At 32.3% G+C, this 21679-nt stretch carries 19 protein-coding genes; 10 read left to right on the top strand and 9 right to left on the bottom strand.

Features of this window, described 5'->3' with window-relative positions; all coding sequences use genetic code 11:
• Positions 1-190: 190 nt before the first annotated feature.
• Positions 191-634 (top strand): hypothetical protein, encoded by a 444-nt coding sequence (locus AC1Q5Z_RS11620; protein WP_286967901.1) that lies wholly within the window; start codon positions 191-193, stop codon positions 632-634.
• Between the two features lie 18 nt (positions 635-652).
• Here the strand turns inward: AC1Q5Z_RS11620 and AC1Q5Z_RS11625 are convergent, their stop codons facing one another.
• Together AC1Q5Z_RS11625 and AC1Q5Z_RS11630 are read right to left on the bottom strand one after the other, a co-directional pair.
• Entirely contained in the window at positions 653-1561 is a 909-nt protein-coding gene (locus AC1Q5Z_RS11625; RefSeq protein WP_492444923.1) for a GYDIA family GHMP kinase, read from the bottom strand.
• Between the two features lie 96 nt (positions 1562-1657).
• Positions 1658-2971 carry a hydroxymethylglutaryl-CoA reductase, degradative gene (locus tag AC1Q5Z_RS11630; RefSeq protein ID WP_492444925.1) on the bottom strand — a complete coding sequence of 438 codons (1314 nt, stop codon included), beginning with the start codon at positions 2969-2971 and terminating at the stop codon, positions 1658-1660.
• 180 nt (positions 2972-3151) lie between these two features.
• Here AC1Q5Z_RS11630 and AC1Q5Z_RS11635 point away from each other — a divergent pair, with 180 nt between their 5' ends.
• The 6 genes from AC1Q5Z_RS11635 to AC1Q5Z_RS11660 all read left to right on the top strand — a co-directional run bounded on the left by AC1Q5Z_RS11635 (position 3152) and on the right by AC1Q5Z_RS11660 (position 10411).
• Positions 3152-5323: a S9 family peptidase gene (locus AC1Q5Z_RS11635; RefSeq protein WP_492444927.1), complete on the top strand. Its 2172-nt coding sequence runs from the start codon at positions 3152-3154 to the stop codon at positions 5321-5323.
• 35 nt (positions 5324-5358) lie between these two features.
• Entirely contained in the window at positions 5359-7035 is a 1677-nt protein-coding gene (locus AC1Q5Z_RS11640; protein WP_492444929.1) for a peptide MFS transporter, read from the top strand.
• A 1-nt stretch (position 7036) separates the two neighbouring features.
• Positions 7037-8521, top strand: a complete 1485-nt coding sequence (locus AC1Q5Z_RS11645) for a peptide MFS transporter (RefSeq protein WP_286967892.1) — start codon at positions 7037-7039, stop codon at positions 8519-8521.
• Positions 8522-8568: 47 nt separating this feature from the next.
• Positions 8569-9036, top strand: coding sequence for a thioredoxin family protein (locus tag AC1Q5Z_RS11650; protein WP_198854695.1), 468 nt, complete (start codon positions 8569-8571; stop codon positions 9034-9036).
• A 211-nt stretch (positions 9037-9247) separates the two neighbouring features.
• Positions 9248-9700 carry a thioredoxin domain-containing protein gene (locus tag AC1Q5Z_RS11655; protein WP_198854694.1) on the top strand — a complete coding sequence of 151 codons (453 nt, stop codon included), beginning with the start codon at positions 9248-9250 and terminating at the stop codon, positions 9698-9700.
• Positions 9701-9961: 261 nt separating this feature from the next.
• Entirely contained in the window at positions 9962-10411 is a 450-nt protein-coding gene (locus AC1Q5Z_RS11660) for a thioredoxin family protein (RefSeq protein WP_343588710.1), read from the top strand.
• Between the two features lies 1 nt (position 10412).
• Here AC1Q5Z_RS11660 and AC1Q5Z_RS11665 read toward each other — a convergent pair whose 3' ends face one another.
• The 5 genes from AC1Q5Z_RS11665 to surE all read right to left on the bottom strand — a co-directional run bounded on the left by AC1Q5Z_RS11665 (position 10413) and on the right by surE (position 15221).
• A complete protein-coding gene (locus tag AC1Q5Z_RS11665; protein WP_492444932.1) occupies positions 10413-12437 on the bottom strand; it encodes a ComEC/Rec2 family competence protein in 2025 nt (674 codons plus the stop codon).
• A 49-nt stretch (positions 12438-12486) separates the two neighbouring features.
• Positions 12487-12984, bottom strand: coding sequence for a C40 family peptidase (locus AC1Q5Z_RS11670; protein ID WP_278019700.1), 498 nt, complete (start codon positions 12982-12984; stop codon positions 12487-12489).
• Between the two features lie 6 nt (positions 12985-12990).
• A complete protein-coding gene (gene lpxB, locus AC1Q5Z_RS11675; protein WP_198854690.1) occupies positions 12991-14112 on the bottom strand; it encodes a lipid-A-disaccharide synthase in 1122 nt (373 codons plus the stop codon).
• Between the two features lie 67 nt (positions 14113-14179).
• The gene (locus tag AC1Q5Z_RS11680) at positions 14180-14449 is read right to left on the bottom strand and encodes a hypothetical protein (protein ID WP_198854689.1); all 270 of its coding nucleotides are present in this window, start codon (positions 14447-14449) and stop codon (positions 14180-14182) included.
• Positions 14442-15221, bottom strand: a complete 780-nt coding sequence (gene surE, locus AC1Q5Z_RS11685; protein ID WP_492444935.1) for a 5'/3'-nucleotidase SurE — start codon at positions 15219-15221, stop codon at positions 14442-14444. Before surE ends, AC1Q5Z_RS11680 begins: the two co-directional genes overlap by 8 nt.
• Before the next feature lie 212 nt (positions 15222-15433).
• Between surE and AC1Q5Z_RS11690 the strand changes: the two genes are divergently transcribed.
• The 3 genes from AC1Q5Z_RS11690 (at position 15434) to glsA (ending at position 19573) form a co-directional block, all read left to right on the top strand.
• Positions 15434-17617 (top strand): carboxy terminal-processing peptidase, encoded by a 2184-nt coding sequence (locus AC1Q5Z_RS11690; protein WP_198854687.1) that lies wholly within the window; start codon positions 15434-15436, stop codon positions 17615-17617.
• 94 nt (positions 17618-17711) lie between these two features.
• Complete coding sequence (locus AC1Q5Z_RS11695) at positions 17712-18503, top strand: DNA/RNA non-specific endonuclease (RefSeq protein WP_343588713.1); 792 nt, start codon at positions 17712-17714, stop codon at positions 18501-18503.
• 59 nt (positions 18504-18562) lie between these two features.
• A complete protein-coding gene (gene glsA, locus AC1Q5Z_RS11700; RefSeq protein ID WP_492444938.1) occupies positions 18563-19573 on the top strand; it encodes a glutaminase A in 1011 nt (336 codons plus the stop codon).
• A gap of 67 nt (positions 19574-19640) precedes the next feature.
• On the opposite strand, the gene rpe is transcribed toward glsA, so the two are convergent.
• Complete coding sequence (gene rpe, locus AC1Q5Z_RS11705) at positions 19641-20303, bottom strand: ribulose-phosphate 3-epimerase (RefSeq protein WP_492444939.1); 663 nt, start codon at positions 20301-20303, stop codon at positions 19641-19643.
• Positions 20304-20695: 392 nt separating this feature from the next.
• On the bottom strand, positions 20696-21559 hold the full coding sequence (locus AC1Q5Z_RS11710) for a sigma-70 family RNA polymerase sigma factor (protein ID WP_007804760.1): 864 nt from the start codon (positions 21557-21559) through the stop codon (positions 20696-20698).
• Positions 21560-21679: the final 120 nt, after the last annotated feature.

Here is a 21679-nt window from a genome sequence, read left to right on the forward strand (position 1 = left end):
TTTTTACTATTAAATTTCTAAAAGTATATAGAGATTGTCGAAATTTAATTTAAAAAACTTGTGATTTTCAAATTATTACAGTTAATTTGCTCGATTTTTTATTTTAACATATTTTTAGCTTTTGCCTAAAATGTGGAATAAGAAAGAATAGGATTCCAAATAACAAATGCTTTAATAATTGATTATTTAAATGTTTTTTACTTTTAAATTTTTTAGAAAAAAGCCAAGAGTATATACCAAAATAGAAAGTCATATTTATGGTATTATTATCGAGCTTTTAAAAGTGGGCAGCACCGACATCAATGTTGATGAATTGGGTGGGAAATATTATTTGAGTAACGAAGAACAACATTTTAAAGTTACAATTTTGAGTAACGATTATGTGATTAGACTAACGAACACACATGACTCTGTTGCTGAAAAGTATGATAAGGTTTTTGTAGAAGATGTTTTAAGAGCTGTAAAAGAAGAGAAACACCGTCGTATGGAAGTTGTTTACGATTCTATTACAAACAGTATCGAAAAAATGGCAGAGCGCTTGCATAACAGACTTATTGAGTCAAATGAGCAAGAAAGCAAATCTGTTCGCCGTTTGGAAACAAAACATCTTAAAAACGCTAAAAAGGTTAATTGATAGTTTTTGAAATTGATTTTATAAAATCATTTCTTCATAAGTCAAAATAGTCTGATATCCTTTATTAAAGAAATATTCTTTCGGATTTTCCTTAGAAACTACCATTACAAAATCTCCGCCCCAAGCACCTAGACTTTTAATGACGCCATTAAAATCAGGAAAAACAGCTTCTTTTATGGTTTGCATTTCTAAAACTTTGCTCAAATGAATTTCGTGTTTCTGAACTGCAGAAGCAAATTCGTTTAATGTTTTAGCGTGTAAAATAGCATTTGTAATTTTGTTGTTTTCTGCAACGCGATCGGCCAAATGACTATTTTTATGATTGTTGTATGAAAAAATAGCCGATTTACTGTTTTGTTTTTTATTCAAATAAACAAAGTAAATATGCTCTTTAAAGTCAGGATTAAACTCAACTTGTTTTACAAAATTATCTTTTATTCGGTATAAAACTGGCGTGTTGTTTTGTGCACATGCAATGTCGTAGCCGCTTCCGCCGAAACTATTTTTTAGTAGCGTAAAAGCATTGGTTTCTGTCCATTGCGCAATATTATTTATAAGAGTAGAAGAAGTGCCTAATCCCCAGTTTTTTGGAAAACTCAAATGTGTGCTTACTTTGTATCCTTTAGAGCTTTCAATAAATTTTGGGTTCAATGCATAAGCTGCATGAAGAATATTGATCAGCGTAGATTTTACAGTATCAATTTGCGGATCCGAGCTTTTTACAACTTCATCAAATGAAATAGTTTCTTCAAACCATAAATGCTTGTCTTGATCATAACTTTTCCATTCGATTTGGTTGTTTTCTAGTTCCTCAATTACTAAATCTTGACCAAATTTTGTTGGCAACGCAAATGCATCTGCTCCATCCAAAACGAGATATTCTCCCGCAATAAAAAGTTTTCCGTTACTGTAAAATGTTTTCTTCATGCTTTATTTTTTAGCCCCGATAGCAGTGAAAATCCTTTTGCTTTTTTTGTTTATAAAAGCAAAAGATTGCAACGAATAGCGGGATTGGCTCCTAAATTATTTTCTTAAATTCTCAATAAATTCTACTACAGCGCTGTGAGAAACGGCTGTTTTTTTGAAGTGTGCTTTAATTAAATGGCGCTCTTCGTCTGTAGCTTCAAATTGATTGATAATGTTGTTAAGGTGCATTTTCATATGGCCTTCTTGAATTCCTGTTGTAGTTAACGAGCGTAATGCTGCAAAATTTTGTGCTAAACCTGCAACAGCCACAATTTTCATTAATTCTGGAGCTGAAGGTTTTTCCAAAATTTCTAAACACAATTTTACTAATGGATGTAAAGAAGTTAAACCGCCAACCGTACCAACTGCAAGTGGAATTTCAAGCCAAAAAGTAAAGATTCCGTTTTCGATTTTAGCGTGCGATAAACTTGCATATTGACCATTTCTGGCAGCATAAGCATGAACACCAGCTTCTACAGCTCTAAAATCGTTTCCTGTTGCCAGAATAACGGCATCAACACCATTCATGATGCCTTTGTTATGAGTGACCGCTCTAAAAGGTTCTACTTCTGCAATTTGAACGGCTTGAACAAAACGTTCTGCAAATTCTTGAGGATTGGTAATGTGTTTTTCTGTTAATTCTTCGATAGCACAAGAAACTTCGGCTCTAACAAGGCAATGCGGAACGTAGTTAGAAAGAATGCTCATGATGACTTCTAGGTTTTCACCATTTTGGCATAAGTCAGAATTTTGAGCTTCTTCTTTTAAAGTGGTAGCAAATTGCTCTAAACAAGAGTTTATAAAATTGGCTCCCATGCTGTCTTTGGTTTCAAAAGTAGCATGAAGCTGGTAGTAGTTTTCTAATAAGCTTCTTTTGTCTTTTAGTTTAATATCTAAAATTCCACCGCCTCGCTGTTGCATATTTTTGGTAATGCTTTGCGTTTCAGAAAAGAATTTAGGTTTTATTTGATCAAAAAACTGAGTTAATTTTTCTGCATCTCCGTTATAAGTAAAATGGACTTGACCAATTTTTTCTGTGTTGATAATCGTAGCTTTAAACCCGCCTCTAGTTGACCAGTATTTTGCTGCTTTTGAAGCTGCTGCAACTACAGAACTTTCTTCGATAGCCATCGGAATTGTTTTGTACTTTCCGTTGATCAAAAAGTTAGGAGCAACTCCAAGTGGTATATAAAGGTTTGTAATAGTGTTTTCGATAAATTCGTCATGAAGTTGCTGAAGCTTTTCGTCTGAATTCCAGTAATTTCTTATAATATTTTGCGCCTCTTCAGGATTCGAAAAATATTCATTTGCAATCCAGTTAATTTTTTCTTTTTTGGATAATTTAGAAAATCCGGCAACAGCGTTGTTCATTCTCAATGTATTAAATAATATTGTTGCGGCAAAGATACTATTTTAAGAGTTTTGATTGCAATCTATTTCAGACATGAAAGTACGCAATCGTTATTTTTTTTAACATTTAACACTTAAAATGTGTATTATGTTTATTTTTTTTACTAAAATTGGGCTCTTTTTATATTTAAAATAATTCTAATGAATACAAGTAAATTTACTGCAGTACTTTTATTTTTGACTGCGGTTGTTTTTGGGCAGCAAAAAATAACTGTCGAAAATGTTTTTAGCGGAACTTTCCGGGCCAAAGGGATGGATGAGCTGCAATCGCTAAAAAATACTAATCAATATACTGTTTTAAATGTTGATATGGCGAGCAGAAGCATGCAGATTGATTTATACGATTTTGCAACGCTGAAAAAAGTATCGAATCTTATTGATACAAAAAACTACAAAGAACTTGCCGACGGAATTGACAGCTATACTTTTGATGCCTCTGAAAAAAAGATCTTAATTGCTTGTAATTCATCTAAAATTTTCCGTCACTCTTTTACTGCTGATTATTTTCTTTATGATATCGCAGCTAAATCTCTAACTAAACTTGTTGATTTTCAAATTCAAGAGCCAACATTCTCACCTGACGGAACCAAAATTGCTTACGCTAAAGAAAACAACTTATATATATATGATGTTGCTTCAAAAAAATCTACTGCTGTAACAACAGACGGAAAGAAAAATGCTGTCATTAATGGTATTACTGACTGGGTTTACGAAGAAGAATTTGCATTTGTTCGTGCATTTGATTGGAGTAAAGACAGTAAAAAACTAGCTTATATTCGTTTTGACGAAAGCCAAGTTCCAGAATACTCAATGTCAATTTTTCACAAAGATTTATATCCAAAAATCGAAACTTTTAAATATCCTAAAGCTGGAGAAAAAAACTCTGTAGTTTCATTACATATATATGATGCTGCTGGAAATACTTCAAAGAAAGTAGATTTAGGAAATTACAATGATTTCTACATTGCAAGAATGCAGTGGACAAATGATGCAAATGTGCTTTCTGCGCAAGTTTTAAACCGTCACCAAGATAATTTAGATTTATTGTTTATTGACGGCAATACAGCTGCTCCAAAAGTAGTTTTAAATGAAAAAGATAGAGCTTACGTAGATATTACAGATAATTTAACTTTCTTAAAAGACAATAGTTTTATCTGGACTAGCGAAAAGGACGGTTTTAATCATATTTATGTATATGATAAAAACGGAAAACTTAAAAATCAAGTTACAAAAGGAAACTGGGAAGTGGTTTCATACTATGGTTTCGACGAGAAAACAAAAACTATTTTCTACCAATCTACAGAAAATGGTTCAATTAACAGAGATCTTTACAGAATTGGTTTAGATGGAAAAAACAAAGTACGTTTGTCTTCTAAAGTAGGAACAAGTAAAGCGACTTTTAGTCCAAATTTCCAATACTTTATTAATACTTTTTCAAGTAATACACAGCCTACAACTTATACTCTTAACGAGGCTAAAACAGGAAAAGAAATTCAGGTTATCGAAAACAATCAAGCTCTTGCTGATAAATTAAAAGCGTATGATCTTCCTTCGAAAGAATATTTTGTTTTAAAAACTGCAAAAGGAAACGAATTGAATGCTTGGATTTTAAAACCAAAAGATTTTGATCCTTCAAAAAAATATCCTGTTTTCATGTTCCAATATTCTGGTCCAGGATCTCAGCAGGTAAATAATCAATGGAACAATTCTAATGATTATTGGTTTCTTTCATTAACGCAGCAAGGTTATATCGTTGCTTGTGTTGACGGAAGAGGTACAGGTTATAAAGGAGCTGATTTCAAAAAAGTGACTCAAAAGGAATTAGGAAAATATGAAGTTGAAGATCAAATTGATGCTGCAAAAGTAATTGGTGCTTATCCGTATGTGGATGCTTCAAGAATTGGAATTTTCGGATGGAGTTATGGTGGATTTATGGCATCTAACTGTATTTTCCAAGGAAATGATGTGTTTAAAATGGCAATTGCAGTTGCTCCAGTTACAAACTGGCGTTTTTATGATAGCGTTTACACAGAAAGATACATGCAGACTCCACAGGAAAATGCAAGCGGATACGATCAAAACTCTCCAATTAATCACGTTAGTAAATTGAAAGGGAAGTTCTTGTTGATTCATGGTTCTGGAGATGACAACGTTCATGTTCAAAATACGATGCAAATGATGGAAGCTTTAATTCAGGCAAATAAACAATTTGATTCTCAAATTTATCCAGATAAAGACCACGGTATTTATGGTGGAAATACTAGAATTCAGCTTTACACAAAAATGACCAATTTCATCAAAGAAAATCTATAATCTAAATATATAACCTAATTAAAATAGTGAATAATATGGGAGAAACACAAGTAAAAACTGCGCATCCAAAAGGGCTTTGGGTATTGTTTGGAACGGAGATGTGGGAGAGATTCAATTTTTATGGAATGCGAGCTTTATTGACTTTATTTCTTGTAAATTCATTATTGATGAAGGAAGAAGAAGCATCTTTAATTTACGGAGGTTTCCTTGGACTTTGTTATTTAACGCCAATGCTAGGTGGTTTTGTTGCCGATCGTTATTTAGGGAACAGAAACTGTATCTTATTAGGAGGGTTATTGATGGCGATTGGGCAAATGCTTTTGTTTACTAGTGGAAGCATTTTTGAGTCTAATTTAGACTTAGCAAAAATCGTTATGTATTCTGCTTTAGGTGTAATTGTTTTTGGTAACGGATTCTTTAAGCCAAATATTTCTAGTATGGTTGGAAGTTTGTATCCAAAACAAGAAAAAACAAAATTAGATAGTGCATTTACTATTTTCTATATGGGTATTAACATCGGAGCTTTTTTAGGCCAGTCAATCTGTCCTCTATTGGGAGATGTTAAAGATGCGGGCGGAATTAGAGATATTCATGCTTTTAGATGGGGATTCATGGCGGCTTCTGTTGCAATGTTATTAGGTACAATTTTATTTTACTTCTTAAAGAATAAATATGTAGTTTCTCCAGAAGGAAAAGCATTAGGAGGACTTCCTTCTAAAAATGATGCTTCAGATTTTGAAGAAGGAGAAGCGCAAACAGCAAACTTTTCTACAAAAGCTTTAATAGGAGCGGGAATTGCTTTTATCGCTTTAGGATTCTTTTTTCATTATGTTGTAGGTCAGAATTTGATTTATACTCTGATTTATTCAAGTGGTTTGGCATTAGCAGGATTAATTATTTCTGATACTTCTTTAACTAAGATTGAAAGAGATAGAATTATTGTAATTTATATCGTTTCGTTTTTTATTATTTTCTTTTGGGCAGCATTTGAACAAGCGGGTTCATCTTTGACTTTCATTGCTGATAACCAAACAGACAGACATTTCTTTGGCTGGGCAATGCCGCCATCGATGGTTCAAATTTTTAACGGAATGTTTGTTGTGTTCTTAGCAGTTCCATTTAGTATTCTTTGGGATACTTTAAGAGCTAGAGGCAAAGAACCGATTTCTCCAGTAAAACTTGCTGCAGGATTAGTAATAATTTCTATGAGTTTCTTAATGATCGCTACTCAGGTTTCTTATATCGGAACTTCTGGACTTTTATTAGTAAAATGGCTTATCTTATTATATTTCTTAAACACATGTGCAGAATTATGCTTATCTCCAATTGGTTTATCATTGGTAGGTAAATTATCTCCAAAACGTTTTGCGTCATTATTATATGGGGTATTCTTTTTATCAAATGCATCTGGATATGCATTAGGAGGAACTTTAGGTTCTATTTTGCCTGCAACAGGTGATAAATTTGCAAAAGCAAAAGAATTAGGGATTGATTTACAAGCGGTTTTAGATAAAAAAATAACGCTTTCAGCAGATCAAATAGCTTTATTGGATCATCATCAAATTAGTGCTCAAAATCCAATTTTTGCAGGATTTGAAATCCATAACTTATATGAGTTCTTTATGGTTTTTGTTGTTTTGACAGGTATTGCTGCAATTTTATTATTTGCTTTAACGCCACTATTGAAGAAATTAATGCACGGTGTTAGATAAAATGGAGAACAATATTACTTTAGAAGAAATTCAAAATTTTAAAGGCAAGTACCCAAAACAATTGTGGTACTTGTTTTTGGTTGAAATGTGGGAACGTTTTTGTTTCTACGGAATGAGAGGGGTTTTAGCTTTTTTTATGGTAGACCAGCTAGGTTTAGTAGAAGGAAAAGCAAATCTTCAATATGGAGCGATTCAGGCTTTTGTTTACGCATTTACATTTATTGGAGGTATTTTTGCAGATAAAATCTTAGGATTTAAGAAATCACTACTTTTTGGAGGAATCGTTATGATTCTTGGGAATTTGCTTATTGCTGCTTCGCCACATGATTTCTTTTACTACGGAATAACGCTTTCTATCATCGGAACAGGTTTCTTTAAACCAAACGTTTCTTCGATGGTAGGTGAGTTGTATCATGAAAGTGATGGTCGTCGAGATGCTGGTTATGGATTGTTTTATGCAGGAATTAATATTGGAGGAATGCTTGGTGGTGCAATTCCTATTTATTTAGGAAAGAACTATTCTTGGAGCCTTTGCTTTCTTTCTGCAGCAATTGTTATGGTAATTGGAGTTATTACTTTTCTTTTAACGAAAAAACATTTAGCGCCAATTGGAAATTCTCCATTAGAAAATCAAGCGCCCAAAAAACGTAATCTTTATGAAATAGCGGTTTATGTTGGTTCTTTTGTTGTAATACCATTAGTTTATATAATGGTTATCAATTCTGATTTTACAGAGTACTTTATGTATACTATGGGAATTGCGGCATTAGTGTATTTTGCATATGAATTGATAATGCTAAAGGATGGAAAACAACAGCGAAAACTTTTAGCTGCATTTGTATTCATTTTTGGGTACTTTATGTTTATGGCAATTTCGGAGCAATCTGGTGGATCATTGTCTTTGTTTGCAAAAGATAATTTATCTAACAAGTTATTGTTTTTTAACATTGATCCAAACGTAGTAAATAATAGTATCAACTCATTGTATGTTGTTATTTTTAGTCCGTTGGTAGGATTGTTATGGATATTTATGGCTAAGCGAAAAATTGAACCTAATACGGTTATTAAGTTTGGTTTGTCTTTTGTTTTGCTTGCTGCAGGTTTCTTTATTTTTTACAGCGCCAGGTTTTTTGTAAATGCAGATGGATTAAGTTCTCTAGATGTTTTTGCTTTAGGATATCTTGTATATACTCTTGGAGAATTGTGTATTGGTCCGATCGGAATGTCGGTAATTACAAAATTATCTCCTAAAAGATTGTTCGGAATGATGATGGGACTTTGGTTCTTGTCGAGTGCATTTGGCCAGTTTGCAGCTGGAAAATTAGGAGCTGAAATATCTAATGCTAATACAGGAACTACATTAATGACTAAGCTTATCGCTTATACAGATGGATACTATCAGTTAGCATTATATTCTTTAATTGCAGGAATCGTTTTAATTGTAGTTACGCCACTAATCAGAAGATTAATGCAAGAAGTTAAATAATTATATTGTAACAACTTTTTGTATAAATTTGTGTAAAATTTCTCACTATGAAAAAAATACTACTTATTGCTTTGTTTTTAATTGGAGCCGCAAATCTTCAGGCGCAAGAATTAAAATGGTATACAGATGTTAGAGAGGCAATTACTATAAGTAACAAAGAACAAAAACCTATGCTAATGTTCTTTACAGGAAGTGATTGGTGTGGTTGGTGTATTCGTTTGCAAAATGAAGTTTTAAAGACTGCAGAGTTTAAGAAATGGGCAGCAGATAATGTAGTTTTAGTTGAATTAGATTATCCGAGATCTGTTGCGCAGACTCCAGAGCTTAAAAGTCAGAACAATGAATTGCAACAAGCTTTTGGTATTCAGGGTTTTCCAACTGTTTTCTTTACAAGTGCGGAAACAAAGGATGGAAGAGTTAATTTTAAAGGTCTTGGTAAGACAGGATATGTTGCTGGTGGACCATCTGCTTGGTTAACTGTTGCAGAAGGAATAGTACACCCTAAGAAATCATAAATTAGATTTAAAAATATTGAAAAGTCCCTTACACTGTAAGGGACTTTTTTTGTTTAGTAGGAAAAACTCTTTGTAAAATTGTCTCTAATTGAGTATTTGGTATTTTATTATATTTAAAAAAACATATAATGTATTTTTTATGCTAATAAAAATTGGAAAATTAAAATATAATGTTAATTTCGTCTTGCTAATCTAACCAAAACCAATTTATATGATTAAAAAACTACTTATCCTACTGTTTTTTTTAGGCTCATTTATGACGCAGGCGCAAAATTTAGCATGGAGAACAAACATGACAGATGCTATTGCGATAAGTAATGACCAGAAAAAACCAATGTTGATTTTATTCACTGCCTCAGGTGTACCAGAAAATCTCCAAAATGAAATCTTTAAAACGCCTGATTTTGCTGTTTGGTCACGTGATAACGTGGTCTTAGTAAAATTAGATTTGTCTGATATGAATGCTTCAGATAGCGATCGCGAACAGAATGTGAAATTAAAAAATGCATTTGGAGTTCAAGATCTTCCAGAAGTATGCTTTGCAATGGCATCGGTAAGAAAAAACAAAACGACATTTAGTGCTTTAGGAAAAATAGCCTACAAACCTGGAGGAGCGAAAGCTTGGATTGCAGAATCAAATGCAATTTTACATCCATCAGAATAGTAAACGATTTCATTCGACTTTTATTTTAATTTTTTTTAGTCCCCTTTCTGTTTTTCAGAGGGGGATTTTTTTTGTTCTAAAAAATACATCGATAATTTGATTATTTTTATTTGTGTTTATTTCACATTTATTAAAAAATAGCCTATTTATTATCAATTTGATTTTAATGCTTATAAGTTGGTTTTTAATTTATTAAAATCGTTATCGGATTCTGTTTTTGTATTATTTTAGATTTATTAACATAACCAAAACCAAAATTATATGCCGAAAAAATTACTTATTCTACTATTTTTTTTAAGTCCATTTTATATGAATTCTCAAAATATAATATGGAAAACAGATATTAATGATGCTGTAACTGTGAGCGCAGAAAAGAGAAAACCATTGCTGATTTTTTTTACTAGCCAAGGTGTAAATCCTCAGTTGCAAAATGAAATTTTTTCTACTCGTGATTTCGAAGAATGGTCGCGTAAAAATGTTATTCTTGTCAAGCTTGATATTTCTGATTCTTCAATTTCAGATGCTGCTAGAGAGCAGATTTTACGATTAAAAAATGCTTTTGGTATAGAAGATATTCCGCAAGTGTGTTTTTCAGAAGTAACCAGCAGGAAAGGAAAAACCAATTTTAATAAATTAGGACTTATCGGTTATAATGCTTCAGGTGTTAAATCGTGGATCTCCGAATCGAATTTAATTTTAAATCCAGAATAAATCATAATCTATAGTATCCCTTTTCTTTTGTTGAATGAAAAGGGATATTTTTTTTGAGACAGCTATTTTTCCAATATTTCTGAATAGAGTTCGAATTTGATCCATCAGCAATAACAATTTTCGGATGAAGAATTTGCAACAATCGATCTAAGTTTACTTTTGAAGTCTGAGTAAGAATTAAAATATCGGGTTTAATTTTTTCCGAATAAGTTTTAGTGCTGTCAATTATGAGGATCTTGTTCTTTTTAAAATAGAGTACATTTTTAATCTCTTTGGTTGTAGGCAATGAAATTGAATTTCCTACGAGATACGATTTTATGTTTCTGTTGTTCTCACTAAGAGTATCTCTTGTGAAAAGCAAAAGGTTTCTTCCTAAACGCTCAGAAATTAGAGTGTTATTTTTTTCATTATAAACAATTAATTCTTCTTCATTTTCCGTTTCTATTTTGGTGAAAATAAAAGCAAGCTGGATCGTAATAATTGAGACGAATACAAATAGCAATTTATTAAAACTTGGTTTTTTAATCCAGACGATTGTGCCAATTATAAAGAATGAAAATGCCCATAAATGATACAGATTAAAACTGATGTTTTGAATGACAAAAGAATCAATAGAAGCAACAGCATGAATCATGAGATTTAAAAGGCAAATGCTTTTTTCAAAAATGATTGTAATAAATAATGGTGGGCTGGTAAAAATAGCTATAATCATAACCACAATTCCAGCTATCATGATGAAAGATAAAACTGGAAGGATTATGATGTTGGTAACAAAAAACAATCCAGGAAATTGATGAAAATAGTAAAGGCATAAAGGCAATGTGCCAATTTGTGCTGCAAAAGAAACCGTTAAGGCTTCCCAAATGTAAATTGTTAGTTTATTTTTCGGGTTATAAATATTCTTTAAAATAGGCTGTAGCCAAAGAATGAAAAAAAGAGCGATATAGCTTAACTGAAAACCGACATCAAATAAGAAATACGGTTCAAAAAGTAATATCAGTAAGATTGAAACTAATAAAGTATGATAGATATTGCCATTTCGACGTAAATGATTTCCAATTGCAAGAAAGGAAAACATGACTACAGATCGCAAAACGGAAGGCGATAAACCAGAAATAACAGCAAAACCGGCTAAGGAAATTAGAATACAAGCTAGTTTAAAAAATGAACCTTTTTTTGTGTTTGGAATTGGTTTCAGTATAAAAGTGATAAAAAGCATTATAAAGCCCACATGAAGCCCTGAAACAGATAAAACATGGGTAGCTCCAGAATATTGATAATCTTGAATTATACCTTGTGAAATCTCTTGCTGTTGGCCTAAAATTAATGCCAAGGCAACATTCATTTCGGCTTGATTGAAATTTGATTTTTCTAGATTAGAGATTATTCTAGAATGAAGTCTGGCGCAATAATACCAAATGTCTTTTTGAATGACTTTATTAACTAGAATTTCTTTTTTCTGGCAATAAACCTGCGCATAGATTTGTTTGTTGGCCAAATATCTGCTGTAATCAAATTGATTGGGATTTTTGCTTGGTTTGTTTTGCTGTAAAACTGTTTGAATTTTAATGCTATTTCCTATAACCAAATGATTCTTGCTGCTGTCTTTCTGAACATTTACAATTACTTTTCCCGAATAAGGTTTTCCTGAGATTGTTTTTATTAAACCAATGTACCGATCGCTATAATCGTTGCTTTTTAATTTTTCTCTAAGAATTAAAGTAGTAGATTGTTTGCTTTTAAAAGCAGATTTACAATGAGTGTAATTGTCTTTTTGAAGATTTTCAGTGTGACTAATAAGGGTAAAAGTTCCGATGAAAAAGGCTAAACCACAACTGAGAATACCAAATAGAGAGGATTTTTTATTCCGTTTTAAGGTCCAAAAGAAAACAACAAAGAATGCAATAAAACTCAGCGAAAGCGGAAAAGCAATTATCGATATTGAAAAATGTAGATAATACGAGGCAATTATGCCAAGTATAAAGGCTATTGTAATTTTTACTAACGGAAAATCTAATACTTTCATGATTTAAAAGTATTAAATATTTGTAGGAAAAATAACAAAAAATGAATTTTTATGGAAGGACCCTATTTACCTGTTCAAAAGAGTTTTTGTAATAAGCTTCTTTAGTAGAAGAAATAATCACACCCTTAGAAGTAGAGGAATGAACAAATTTAATTTCGTCAGAATTAACTTCTGTGATTAATCCGACGTGATTTATTTGTCTGCTTTTGTTGGTTTTAAAGAAAATTAAATCGCCTTTTTTTGCATCATTTAGCGGAATGATTTTTCCAATTTTTGCTTGATCATAAGAACTTCTTGGAAGTTGGATGTTTTCACTTTCAAAAGTAGTGTAAACAAGTCCAGAACAATCAAAACCGCTTTTTGTAGTTCCTCCTGCTTTATAGCGAACACCAATATTATCAGTTGCTTTTTCGATTAAAGTATTAACCAAAGCTTTGTTTTCTTTTTTTGATTCGCTTTTTGTGCCACTTTTTGATACCGCTGTCGAAGTCGATTTACAAGAAGTAAAAGCAATTGCTAAAAGGAGGAAAATTACAATTCTTTTCAAAATCAGTTACTTATTTTGTTTTAAATCGGCAACAATGAGTCTTGCTGTATTTTTACTCGCTCCAACTCCGCCTAATTTTTGTTCTAATATATCGTAATTATGTAGCACTTTATTGCGATAGTCAGGTTCTAATAATTTTTGAAGTTCTTCTTTAATTCGTTTTTTATTGCAGTCTCCTTGAATTAATTCGGTTACAACTTCTTGATCCATAATTAAATTGACAAGAGAAATGTATTTTAAAGTGATAATACGTTTTGCAATCTGGTACGAAACTTCGCTTCCTTTATAGCAAACTACTTCTGGAACTTTAAAAAGAGCCGTTTCAAGAGTTGCAGTTCCAGAAGTTACTAAAGCTGCAGTTGAAGAACGAAGTAAATCGTAGGTTCTGTTCGAAACAAATGCGATGTTTTTGTTTTTTAGAAACTGCTGATAAAATTCATATTCCTGACTTGGAGCGCCAGCAATTACAAATTCGTAATCCTGAAAATCATCAACAACACTTAGCATTACGCTCAACATTTTGGTGATTTCCTGCTTACGGCTTCCCGGTAGAACGGCAATAATTGGTTTTTCGCCTAAATTATTTTCTTTTCTAAATAAAGCTTCATCAAAAGCAGGCTGATTCTGAATGGCATCAATAAGCGGATGTCCAACAAAATCTACCGGAAAATGATGTTTGTCTTCGTAAAAGCTTTTTTCAAAAGGCAAAATCACAAACATCTTATCAACATCTTGTTTGATGGCTTTAATTCTGTTTTCTTTCCAAGCCCAAATTTGAGGAGAAATATAATAATGCGTTTTATAGCCTAATTCTTTTGCCCATTTTGCAATTCGCATATTAAAACCAGGATAATCAATAAAAATAATAACATCTGGCTGAAACTCCAAGATATCTTTTTTACAGATTTTGATATTGTTTAATATGGTTTTTAAATTGAAAACCACTTCAATAAAACCCATAAAAGCCAAATCGCGATAGTGTTTTACTAGAGTTCCGCCTACTTTTTGCATTAAATCTCCGCCCCAAAATCTAATTTCTGCTTCAGGGTCTTCAACATATAATGCTTTCATTAAATTAGAACCATGTAAATCTCCAGAGGCTTCTCCTGCAATTATGTAATACTTCATGTTGGTTTTTTTGTAAATGTGCTAAAGTTGTAAATCCGCAATAGCGGTAACAAAGCAAAGATAAGATTTAAATAACTAATGTCGAAATAGCCAGTGCAATCACGGCTAAAATTACACCTCGAGCCATATATTCTTTATTTCTTTTTAGCAGAATAGCAAATACGGCAAGATCTAAAAGTGTTCCAAGAGTGATTATTTTTCCAAGATATCCATGTTCTCTAATGATCTCAATTCCTGACGAAATATCAAATGTTGTGAAAAAAGTAATAAACAAATAGCTTCCCAAAAGAGCCGTAAAAATTCCGATCAAAAAACCGATTAGCACTTCTTTAGTCATTTAATTTCCAAGTGTTAAGTTGCTGAATAGAATGATGTGCTGTCAAATCAAATTGTACTGGAACAACAGAAATATATCCGTTTGCCAAAGCCCATTCGTCTGTGTCTTCGCCTTTATCTTCGTTTACAAATTTTCCGGCAAGCCAGTAATAATCTTTTCCAAAAGGAGTTTGTCTTTTATCAAATTTTTGCGCGTAGTAGGCTTTCGCTTGACGACAAACTTTTATTCCTTTAATTTCAGATTCTTTTAGTTTCGGAAAATTGACATTTAAAACCACTCCTGGAGGAAGTTTATTGGCCAGAGTTTCTAAAGTAATTTTTTTCACAAAAGATTTGATTGGTTCAAAATCGGCGTTCCAATCAAAATCTAAAAGAGAAAAACCAATTGCCTGAATGCCTTCAATTCCTGCTTCTACAGCAGCGCTCATAGTTCCAGAATAAATGACATTGATAGAAGAATTCGATCCATGGTTTATTCCCGAAACGCATAAGTCAGGTTTACGTTTCAAGATTTCATTTACTGCCAATTTTACACAATCTACAGGAGTTCCAGAACAGCTGTATTCTGCAATTGTGTCATCGTCTTTTGAAATTTTATCTATAAACAAAGTATTGTTGACTGTGATTGCGTGTCCCATGGCACTTTGAGGTTTGTCTGGCGCAACAACAATAACGTCTCCGATTGTTTCCATGACGCTAATTAAGGCTCTAATTCCAGGAGCTAAAATACCATCGTCGTTAGTTACCAAAATAATTGGTTTCTCAGCTTTCATTTAATAAATATTATGTGTAGTTTTAACAATTGTAAGATTTTAAAAACAAAAATAATCACAATTATTTGTGAGAAGTCACAAATAGTGCAAAATTTGTCAACTAAGGTAAAGAACTTTTTTACGAATTAAACATTTTTATATCTTTAACAAAAAATTATCGAAGCGTTAGCTCTCGTGGCATAGTTTTTAACGTAACTTAGATAAAAAAATTGATGAATGCTATTATAAAGTTTATGAAAAGAAATTATAAGATACTCATAGCCGTATTGTGCTTATCGCTTACATTGTTTGCATTTAAGATGAATGCCGATAGGACAATCGACCCAGATCCGAACAGAGACAAGACACTTTTAGAATTACTAGCATTTGTTATTGAAAAAGGACATTATAGCCCAGCAGAAATAAATGACGAATTTTCTAAAGGTATTTTCAAGGATTATATTGATGCTTTAGACCCTTCAAAAAGATTTTTCCTTCAGTCTGATATTGACGAATTCAAACAGTATGAATTAATGTTGGATGATCAGTTTTTGAATAAAGATATTACTTTTTTCAACCTTACTTATACAAGGTTAATGAAGCGTATGGAAGAAAGTAAAAAACGTTACAAAACGATTTTAAGTCAGCCATTTAACTATAATGTAGATGAGAATTTTGATGCGGATTATGAAAAAATGCCGTATGCAAAAAACTTAACAGAGATTAATGAAAGATGGAGAAAACAGATTAAATTATCGACTCTTTCTTCTTTAGTAACAAAACAAAAAATTGAAGAAGAGAAGAAGAAAAAAGATCCTGCTTACAAAGAGAAATCTTTTGAAACTTTAGAAAAAGAAACTCGCGAAAGCTCTTTAAAATCTCTAGATGATAATTTTAGTGTAATTAAAGATTTAAATAGAGACTACTGGTTTTCTGTGTATTTGAACTCTATCATGGCTCGTTTTGATCCGCACACAAGCTATTTTGCACCAGAAGAAAAAGATCGTTTTGATGTAAATATCAGTGGAAAATTAGAAGGTATTGGAGCTCGTTTGACCAAGAAAAATGATTTTACTCAAATTGATGAATTAATTTCTGGAGGTCCAGCTTGGAAAGGAAAACAACTTGAAGCAGGAGATTTAATCTTAAAAGTTGCTCAAGGAAATGAGGAGCCTGTAGATGTTGTTGGAATGCGTTTGGATGATGTTGTGAAAAAAATTAAAGGTCACAAAGGAACCGAAGTAAAACTGACAGTTAAAAAAGTTGATGGTTCTATCAAAGTGATTTCTATCATTCGTGATGTTGTTGAAATTGAAGAAACGTATGCGAAGTCTAGTGTTGTTGAGAAAAACGGTTTAAAATATGGAGTAATTTATCTTCCTAAGTTTTATATTGATTTTGAAAACAAAGACGGACGTGATGCAGGAAAAGATATTGCTAAAGAAGTAGAGAGACTAAAGAAAGAAAACATCAATGGTATTGTTTTAGACGTTCGTGATGATGGTGGAGGATCTCTTTCTACTGTGGTTGATATTGCAGGTTTATTTATTGAAGAAGGACCAATTGTTCAAGTAAAATCTGCAGGTAAAAAGAAAGAAGTTTTATACGATAAAGATAAAAAAATCGAGTGGGATGGACCACTTGTTATCATGGTAAACAGTTTTTCTGCTTCTGCATCTGAAATTTTAGCAGCTGCAATTCAGGATTACAAACGTGGTGTAATTATCGGAAGTAAACAAACATACGGTAAAGGAACGGTTCAAAATGTATTAGATTTAAATCAGTTTGTGCGTAATGCAAATTATGGAGATCTTGGTGCATTGAAAATTACCGGACAGAAGTTTTACAGAATAAATGGAGGATCTACCCAGCTTGAAGGAGTTCATAGTGATGTTGTAATGCCAGATCGTTATGCTTACTTAAAAATGGGTGAGAGAGATATTGACAATGCAATGCCTTGGGACAAAATTGATCCAGCAGATTATAGCACTTGGAATTCTAATGAGAATTTTGCTAAAGCTATCAATAACAGTAAAAACAGAATTGCTCAAAATCCTCAGTTTAAATTAATTGATGATAATGCAAAATGGATTGATGTTAAAAACAAAGAGAATGTTTACAGCTTGAATATTAAGAGTTTTAAAGAAACTCAAGAGCAAGTTGAAAACGAAGGAAAAAAATACAAACCAATTTCTGATTACAAAAACGATTTGATCTTTAAATCGCTTCCGTATGAAGAAGATGAAATGAAAGCTGATGCATCTTTAAAAGAGAAAAGAGATGCATGGCATCAAGCTTTATCTAAAGATGTTTATGTAGAAGAAGCATTAAATGTACTAGATGATTTGCAGACAAAAGGTTTGGTGAAAAATACAGTTAATCCTAAAATGAAAAAGGACAAACTAGTGAAGTCTTAAGTTCGAGAAGAATTTAATTTGTTAAAAAACGCTCTGTAAATTTTGAATTTATGGAGCGTTTTTTTTGTACGTTTATCGCTTAATATTTTTATTTATGAAAAAGTTGCTTTATGTGTTTTTAATGAGTTTCGTGCTGTTGTCTTGCAAGAAGGAGAATGTAGAGAAAGAAAATATAAGAGAAGAAAACGAAAGTAATGATGTGATTTCTTTTAAGGGAAATTCTACGAGCAATGATTCTTATACCGTAGCTTATTTGCCAACTTCGACAACGAAACAGATTGTAAAGCATCAATATTATACGCTTTCTTATAATGAAAAGTTTGAACAGGCAGAATGGGTGGCTTATGAATTAAAAAAGGAATATTTAAAAAATAACGATTATAAAAGACCTTATTTTATTGAAGATCCAAAAGTAACTACTGGTTCTGCAGATTGGAGAAACTATAAAAATTCTGGTTATGATAAAGGACATCTTTGCCCCGCTGGAGACATGGAGTTTAGTAAAGATGCTTATAATGATACTTTTTATACTTCGAATATTTCACCTCAAAAGAAAGAATTTAATGCCGGAATTTGGAATAGAATAGAGCAAAAAACGCGCTATTGGGCAGGAAAATATAATGATATTTATGTTGTAACTGGCGGAATTCTGAAGGATTCGGATAAAAAAATAGGAATAGAGAAAGTTGCTGTTCCTGAATACTTTTATAAAATTGTTTTAGCTAAATCTGGAACAGAGCATAAGGCAATTGCTTTCTTAGTGCCAAACGAAAAAAGTGATAAATCAATTTACGATTTTGTTGTTCCAATCGAAACTTTAGAAAAAATGACTGGAATTGATTTCTTCCCAAATCTTAAAAACTTAAAAAGCAGTAAGGATTTTTAATTAAATACTGTTTACCTATAAATTAATCTAGAATAGAAATAAGAATGCCTTTTTTTAAAATGAACAAGCAATTGATTTTTGCTGGTTTAATGATTGCTTTTATCATAAACCACGGTTATAGCCAAACAATACTGAATAAACAAAATATACAAAATACTCTTAACGATGCCTTTAATAAATTTAAAGATGTAAAAGAAGGAAAAAATGCTGATTATATTAAAGAACTAGCCAATGTTGATCCTAATATTTTTGGTATTGCGCTTGTTACTGCAGAGGGAGCCATATATACAAAAGGCGATATAACGTCAATGGTTTCAATTCAAAGTATCTCGAAAGTATTTACTATGGCAAAAGTAATTGAGCAAGAAGGATCACAGTTTTTAGAAGACAAAATAGGCGTAAATGCCACAGGATTACCATTTAATTCTATTGTTGCGATAGAAATGCATAAAGGTGATAAAATTAATCCTCTTGTAAATCCTGGAGCTATTGCAACTACGAGCCTTATTCGTGGTAATGATTCTATAGCAAAATGGAAAGAAATCCAGAAAATTCAGAGTGACTTTGCTGGAAGAGAGCTTTCTCTAAATCGTCCTGTTTATATAAGTGAAGCTGGGGATAATTTACGAAATCAAGCTATTGCACATTTGTTATTGGCTTATAACAGAATATATTTTGATCCAGTACAAGCAACAGATCTTTATACGAAACAATGTGCATTGAACGTAAATGTAAAGGATCTCGCTACAATGGCGGCCACATTGGCAAATGGAGGCGTTAATCCTGTTACAAAGAATAAGGTGGTTAATCAGACAACTGTAATGTATACTTTACCTGTAATGGCAACTGCAGGCCTTTATGATAATTCTGGAATTTGGTTGTTTAATTCGGGACTTCCAGCAAAAAGTGGAGTTGGAGGAGGAATATTGGCTGTATGTCCTGGAAAATTTGGAATTGCTGTTATTTCGCCACCATTAGATAGCTCTGGAAATAGTTTGAAAGCTCAGAAAGTTATCCAATATGTTGTAGAAAAACTTAAAGCAAATCCTTATTGGATTGAACCTAAGTAGGTTTTAGTAATAAAAAAGAAGAGTCCGAAAAATAATTTTCAGACTCTTCTTTTTTATTTTTGAAAATTTAAAAAGCAGTAAGACTTTTTAAATCTGCTATGGTTTCTGTTGGGTTTTCAGCTTTAAAAACAAAGCTTCCGGCCACTAAAACATCTGCTCCAGCTTCGACTAATTGTTTTGCGTTTTTGCTGGTTACACCGCCGTCAATTTCGATTAATGTTGAAGCGTTTTTACGAGTAATAAGTGCTTTTAGCTTCTTTACTTTGTCGTAAGTGTTTTCGATAAATGATTGTCCTCCAAATCCAGGATTTACACTCATAATGCAAACTACGTCGATGTCATTAATAACGTCTTCTAATAAGTCAACATTGGTATGCGGATTCATGGCAACACCAGCCCTCATTCCTTCTGCTTTAATTGCTTGCAGTGTTCTGTGTAAGTGTGTGCAAGCTTCATAATGTACAGTAAGCCCATTTGCTCCTAAATAGGCAAAAGTTTTTATGTAACGATCTGGATCAATAATCATTAAATGTACATCAATATACTTTTTTGCATGTTTTGAAATTGCTTCTAAAACGGGCATTCCGAAAGAGATATTCGGAACAAAAACCCCATCCATAATATCGATATGAAACCAATCAGCCTGACTGTTATTAATCATTTCTGCATCATGCTGTAAATTGCCAAAATCGGCAGCAAGAACTGAAGGAGCAATAAGTGTATTTTTCATTGTGTGTTGTTTTATTGCAAAGATAAAGTTTAACCGCAAAGTTCGCTAAGAATTACGCAAAGAGCGCAAAGTTTTTTCGCAAAGTTCACAAAGTTTCTGTTTGAAATTATTTGAGAAGACAAAGTTCACAAAGCTTTGTGAGCTTTGTCTTGCTTGAGATGCTTAAATAAAATCTTTGTGAACTTTGCGAAAAAACTTTGTGTTCTTTGCGTTAAAAAAAAACTTACAGCTAAATGATAAAAATAAAAAACTCCGGTAATCAGCCGGAGTTTCAATCATCAATCAAAAAACGAACAGTCAATCAAACTGTTGTTTGCGGTACAAAGGTTTCAAGTTTTATGTTTCAAGTTACAAAAGCAACCTGAAACTTTAAAACTGAAACAAATATTGTCTTATCCTAAATAAGTTTTAAGGATTTTACTTCTAGAAGTGTGTTTCAATCTACGGATTGCTTTTTCTTTAATCTGACGAACACGCTCACGAGTTAGGTCGAAAGTTTCACCAATTTCTTCAAGAGTCATTGGGTGCTGATCGCCAAGGCCAAAATACAAACGAACAACATCTGCTTCTCTTGGAGTTAATGTTTCTAAAGAACGTTCGATTTCAGTACGAAGAGATTCGTGAATTAATTCTCTATCTGGATTTGGAGATTCGCCAGAACGTAATACGTCATAAAGGTTAGAATCTTCTCCTTCAACAAGAGGAGCATCCATAGATAGGTGACGTCCAGAGTTTTTCATAGACTCTTTTACGTCGTTTACAGTCATGTCAAGTTCTTTTGCAATTTCCTCAGCAGAAGGTGGACGCTCGTTAGATTGCTCTAATAAAGCATACATTTTGTTGATTTTATTGATAGAACCAATTTTATTTAATGGTAAACGTACAATACGAGATTGTTCTGCTAAAGCTTGAAGAATCGATTGACGAATCCACCATACAGCGTAAGAAATAAATTTGAAACCACGAGTCTCATCAAAACGTTGAGCCGCTTTAATTAAACCTAAGTTTCCTTCATTAATTAAGTCAGGAAGAGTTAATCCTTGATTTTGATATTGTTTAGCCACAGATACTACGAAACGTAGGTTGGCTTTTGTTAGTTTTTCTAAAGCTCTTTGATCACCAGCCTTTATTCTTTGTGCTAATTCTACCTCTTCATCAGCGGTAATTAGGTCAACTTTTCCAATTTCTTGTAGATATTTATCTAACGATGCAGTTTCACGATTAGTTACCTGCTTGGTGATTTTAAGTTGTCTCATGTTGTTGTCTCCCTATTTTTAAAGTGTACAAATGGTTATACGTAATGAGTATCAAAAAAGTTACAATATAATAAAAATATTTTTAAAATATTTTGGAAAAAATAAAAACCTGCCTTTAAT

The organism is Flavobacterium sp. GW823-FHT06G12 (assembly GCF_058794775.1).

Coding starts and splice junctions, on each gene's coding strand:
- AC1Q5Z_RS11620 (WP_286967901.1), top strand. CDS start 191: ATGTTTTTTACTTTTAAATTTTTTAGAAAAAAGCCAAGAGTATATACC.
- AC1Q5Z_RS11625 (WP_492444923.1), bottom strand. CDS start 1,561: ATGAAGAAAACATTTTACAGTAACGGAAAACTTTTTATTGCGGGAGAA.
- AC1Q5Z_RS11630 (WP_492444925.1), bottom strand. CDS start 2,971: ATGAACAACGCTGTTGCCGGATTTTCTAAATTATCCAAAAAAGAAAAA.
- AC1Q5Z_RS11635 (WP_492444927.1), top strand. CDS start 3,152: ATGAATACAAGTAAATTTACTGCAGTACTTTTATTTTTGACTGCGGTT.
- AC1Q5Z_RS11640 (WP_492444929.1), top strand. CDS start 5,359: ATGGGAGAAACACAAGTAAAAACTGCGCATCCAAAAGGGCTTTGGGTA.
- AC1Q5Z_RS11645 (WP_286967892.1), top strand. CDS start 7,037: ATGGAGAACAATATTACTTTAGAAGAAATTCAAAATTTTAAAGGCAAG.
- AC1Q5Z_RS11650 (WP_198854695.1), top strand. CDS start 8,569: ATGAAAAAAATACTACTTATTGCTTTGTTTTTAATTGGAGCCGCAAAT.
- AC1Q5Z_RS11655 (WP_198854694.1), top strand. CDS start 9,248: ATGATTAAAAAACTACTTATCCTACTGTTTTTTTTAGGCTCATTTATG.
- AC1Q5Z_RS11660 (WP_343588710.1), top strand. CDS start 9,962: ATGCCGAAAAAATTACTTATTCTACTATTTTTTTTAAGTCCATTTTAT.
- AC1Q5Z_RS11665 (WP_492444932.1), bottom strand. CDS start 12,437: ATGAAAGTATTAGATTTTCCGTTAGTAAAAATTACAATAGCCTTTATA.
- lpxB (WP_198854690.1), bottom strand. CDS start 14,112: ATGAAGTATTACATAATTGCAGGAGAAGCCTCTGGAGATTTACATGGT.
- AC1Q5Z_RS11680 (WP_198854689.1), bottom strand. CDS start 14,449: ATGACTAAAGAAGTGCTAATCGGTTTTTTGATCGGAATTTTTACGGCT.
- surE (WP_492444935.1), bottom strand. CDS start 15,221: ATGAAAGCTGAGAAACCAATTATTTTGGTAACTAACGACGATGGTATT.
- AC1Q5Z_RS11690 (WP_198854687.1), top strand. CDS start 15,434: ATGAATGCTATTATAAAGTTTATGAAAAGAAATTATAAGATACTCATA.
- AC1Q5Z_RS11695 (WP_343588713.1), top strand. CDS start 17,712: ATGAAAAAGTTGCTTTATGTGTTTTTAATGAGTTTCGTGCTGTTGTCT.
- glsA (WP_492444938.1), top strand. CDS start 18,563: ATGAACAAGCAATTGATTTTTGCTGGTTTAATGATTGCTTTTATCATA.
- rpe (WP_492444939.1), bottom strand. CDS start 20,303: ATGAAAAATACACTTATTGCTCCTTCAGTTCTTGCTGCCGATTTTGGC.
- AC1Q5Z_RS11710 (WP_007804760.1), bottom strand. CDS start 21,559: ATGAGACAACTTAAAATCACCAAGCAGGTAACTAATCGTGAAACTGCA.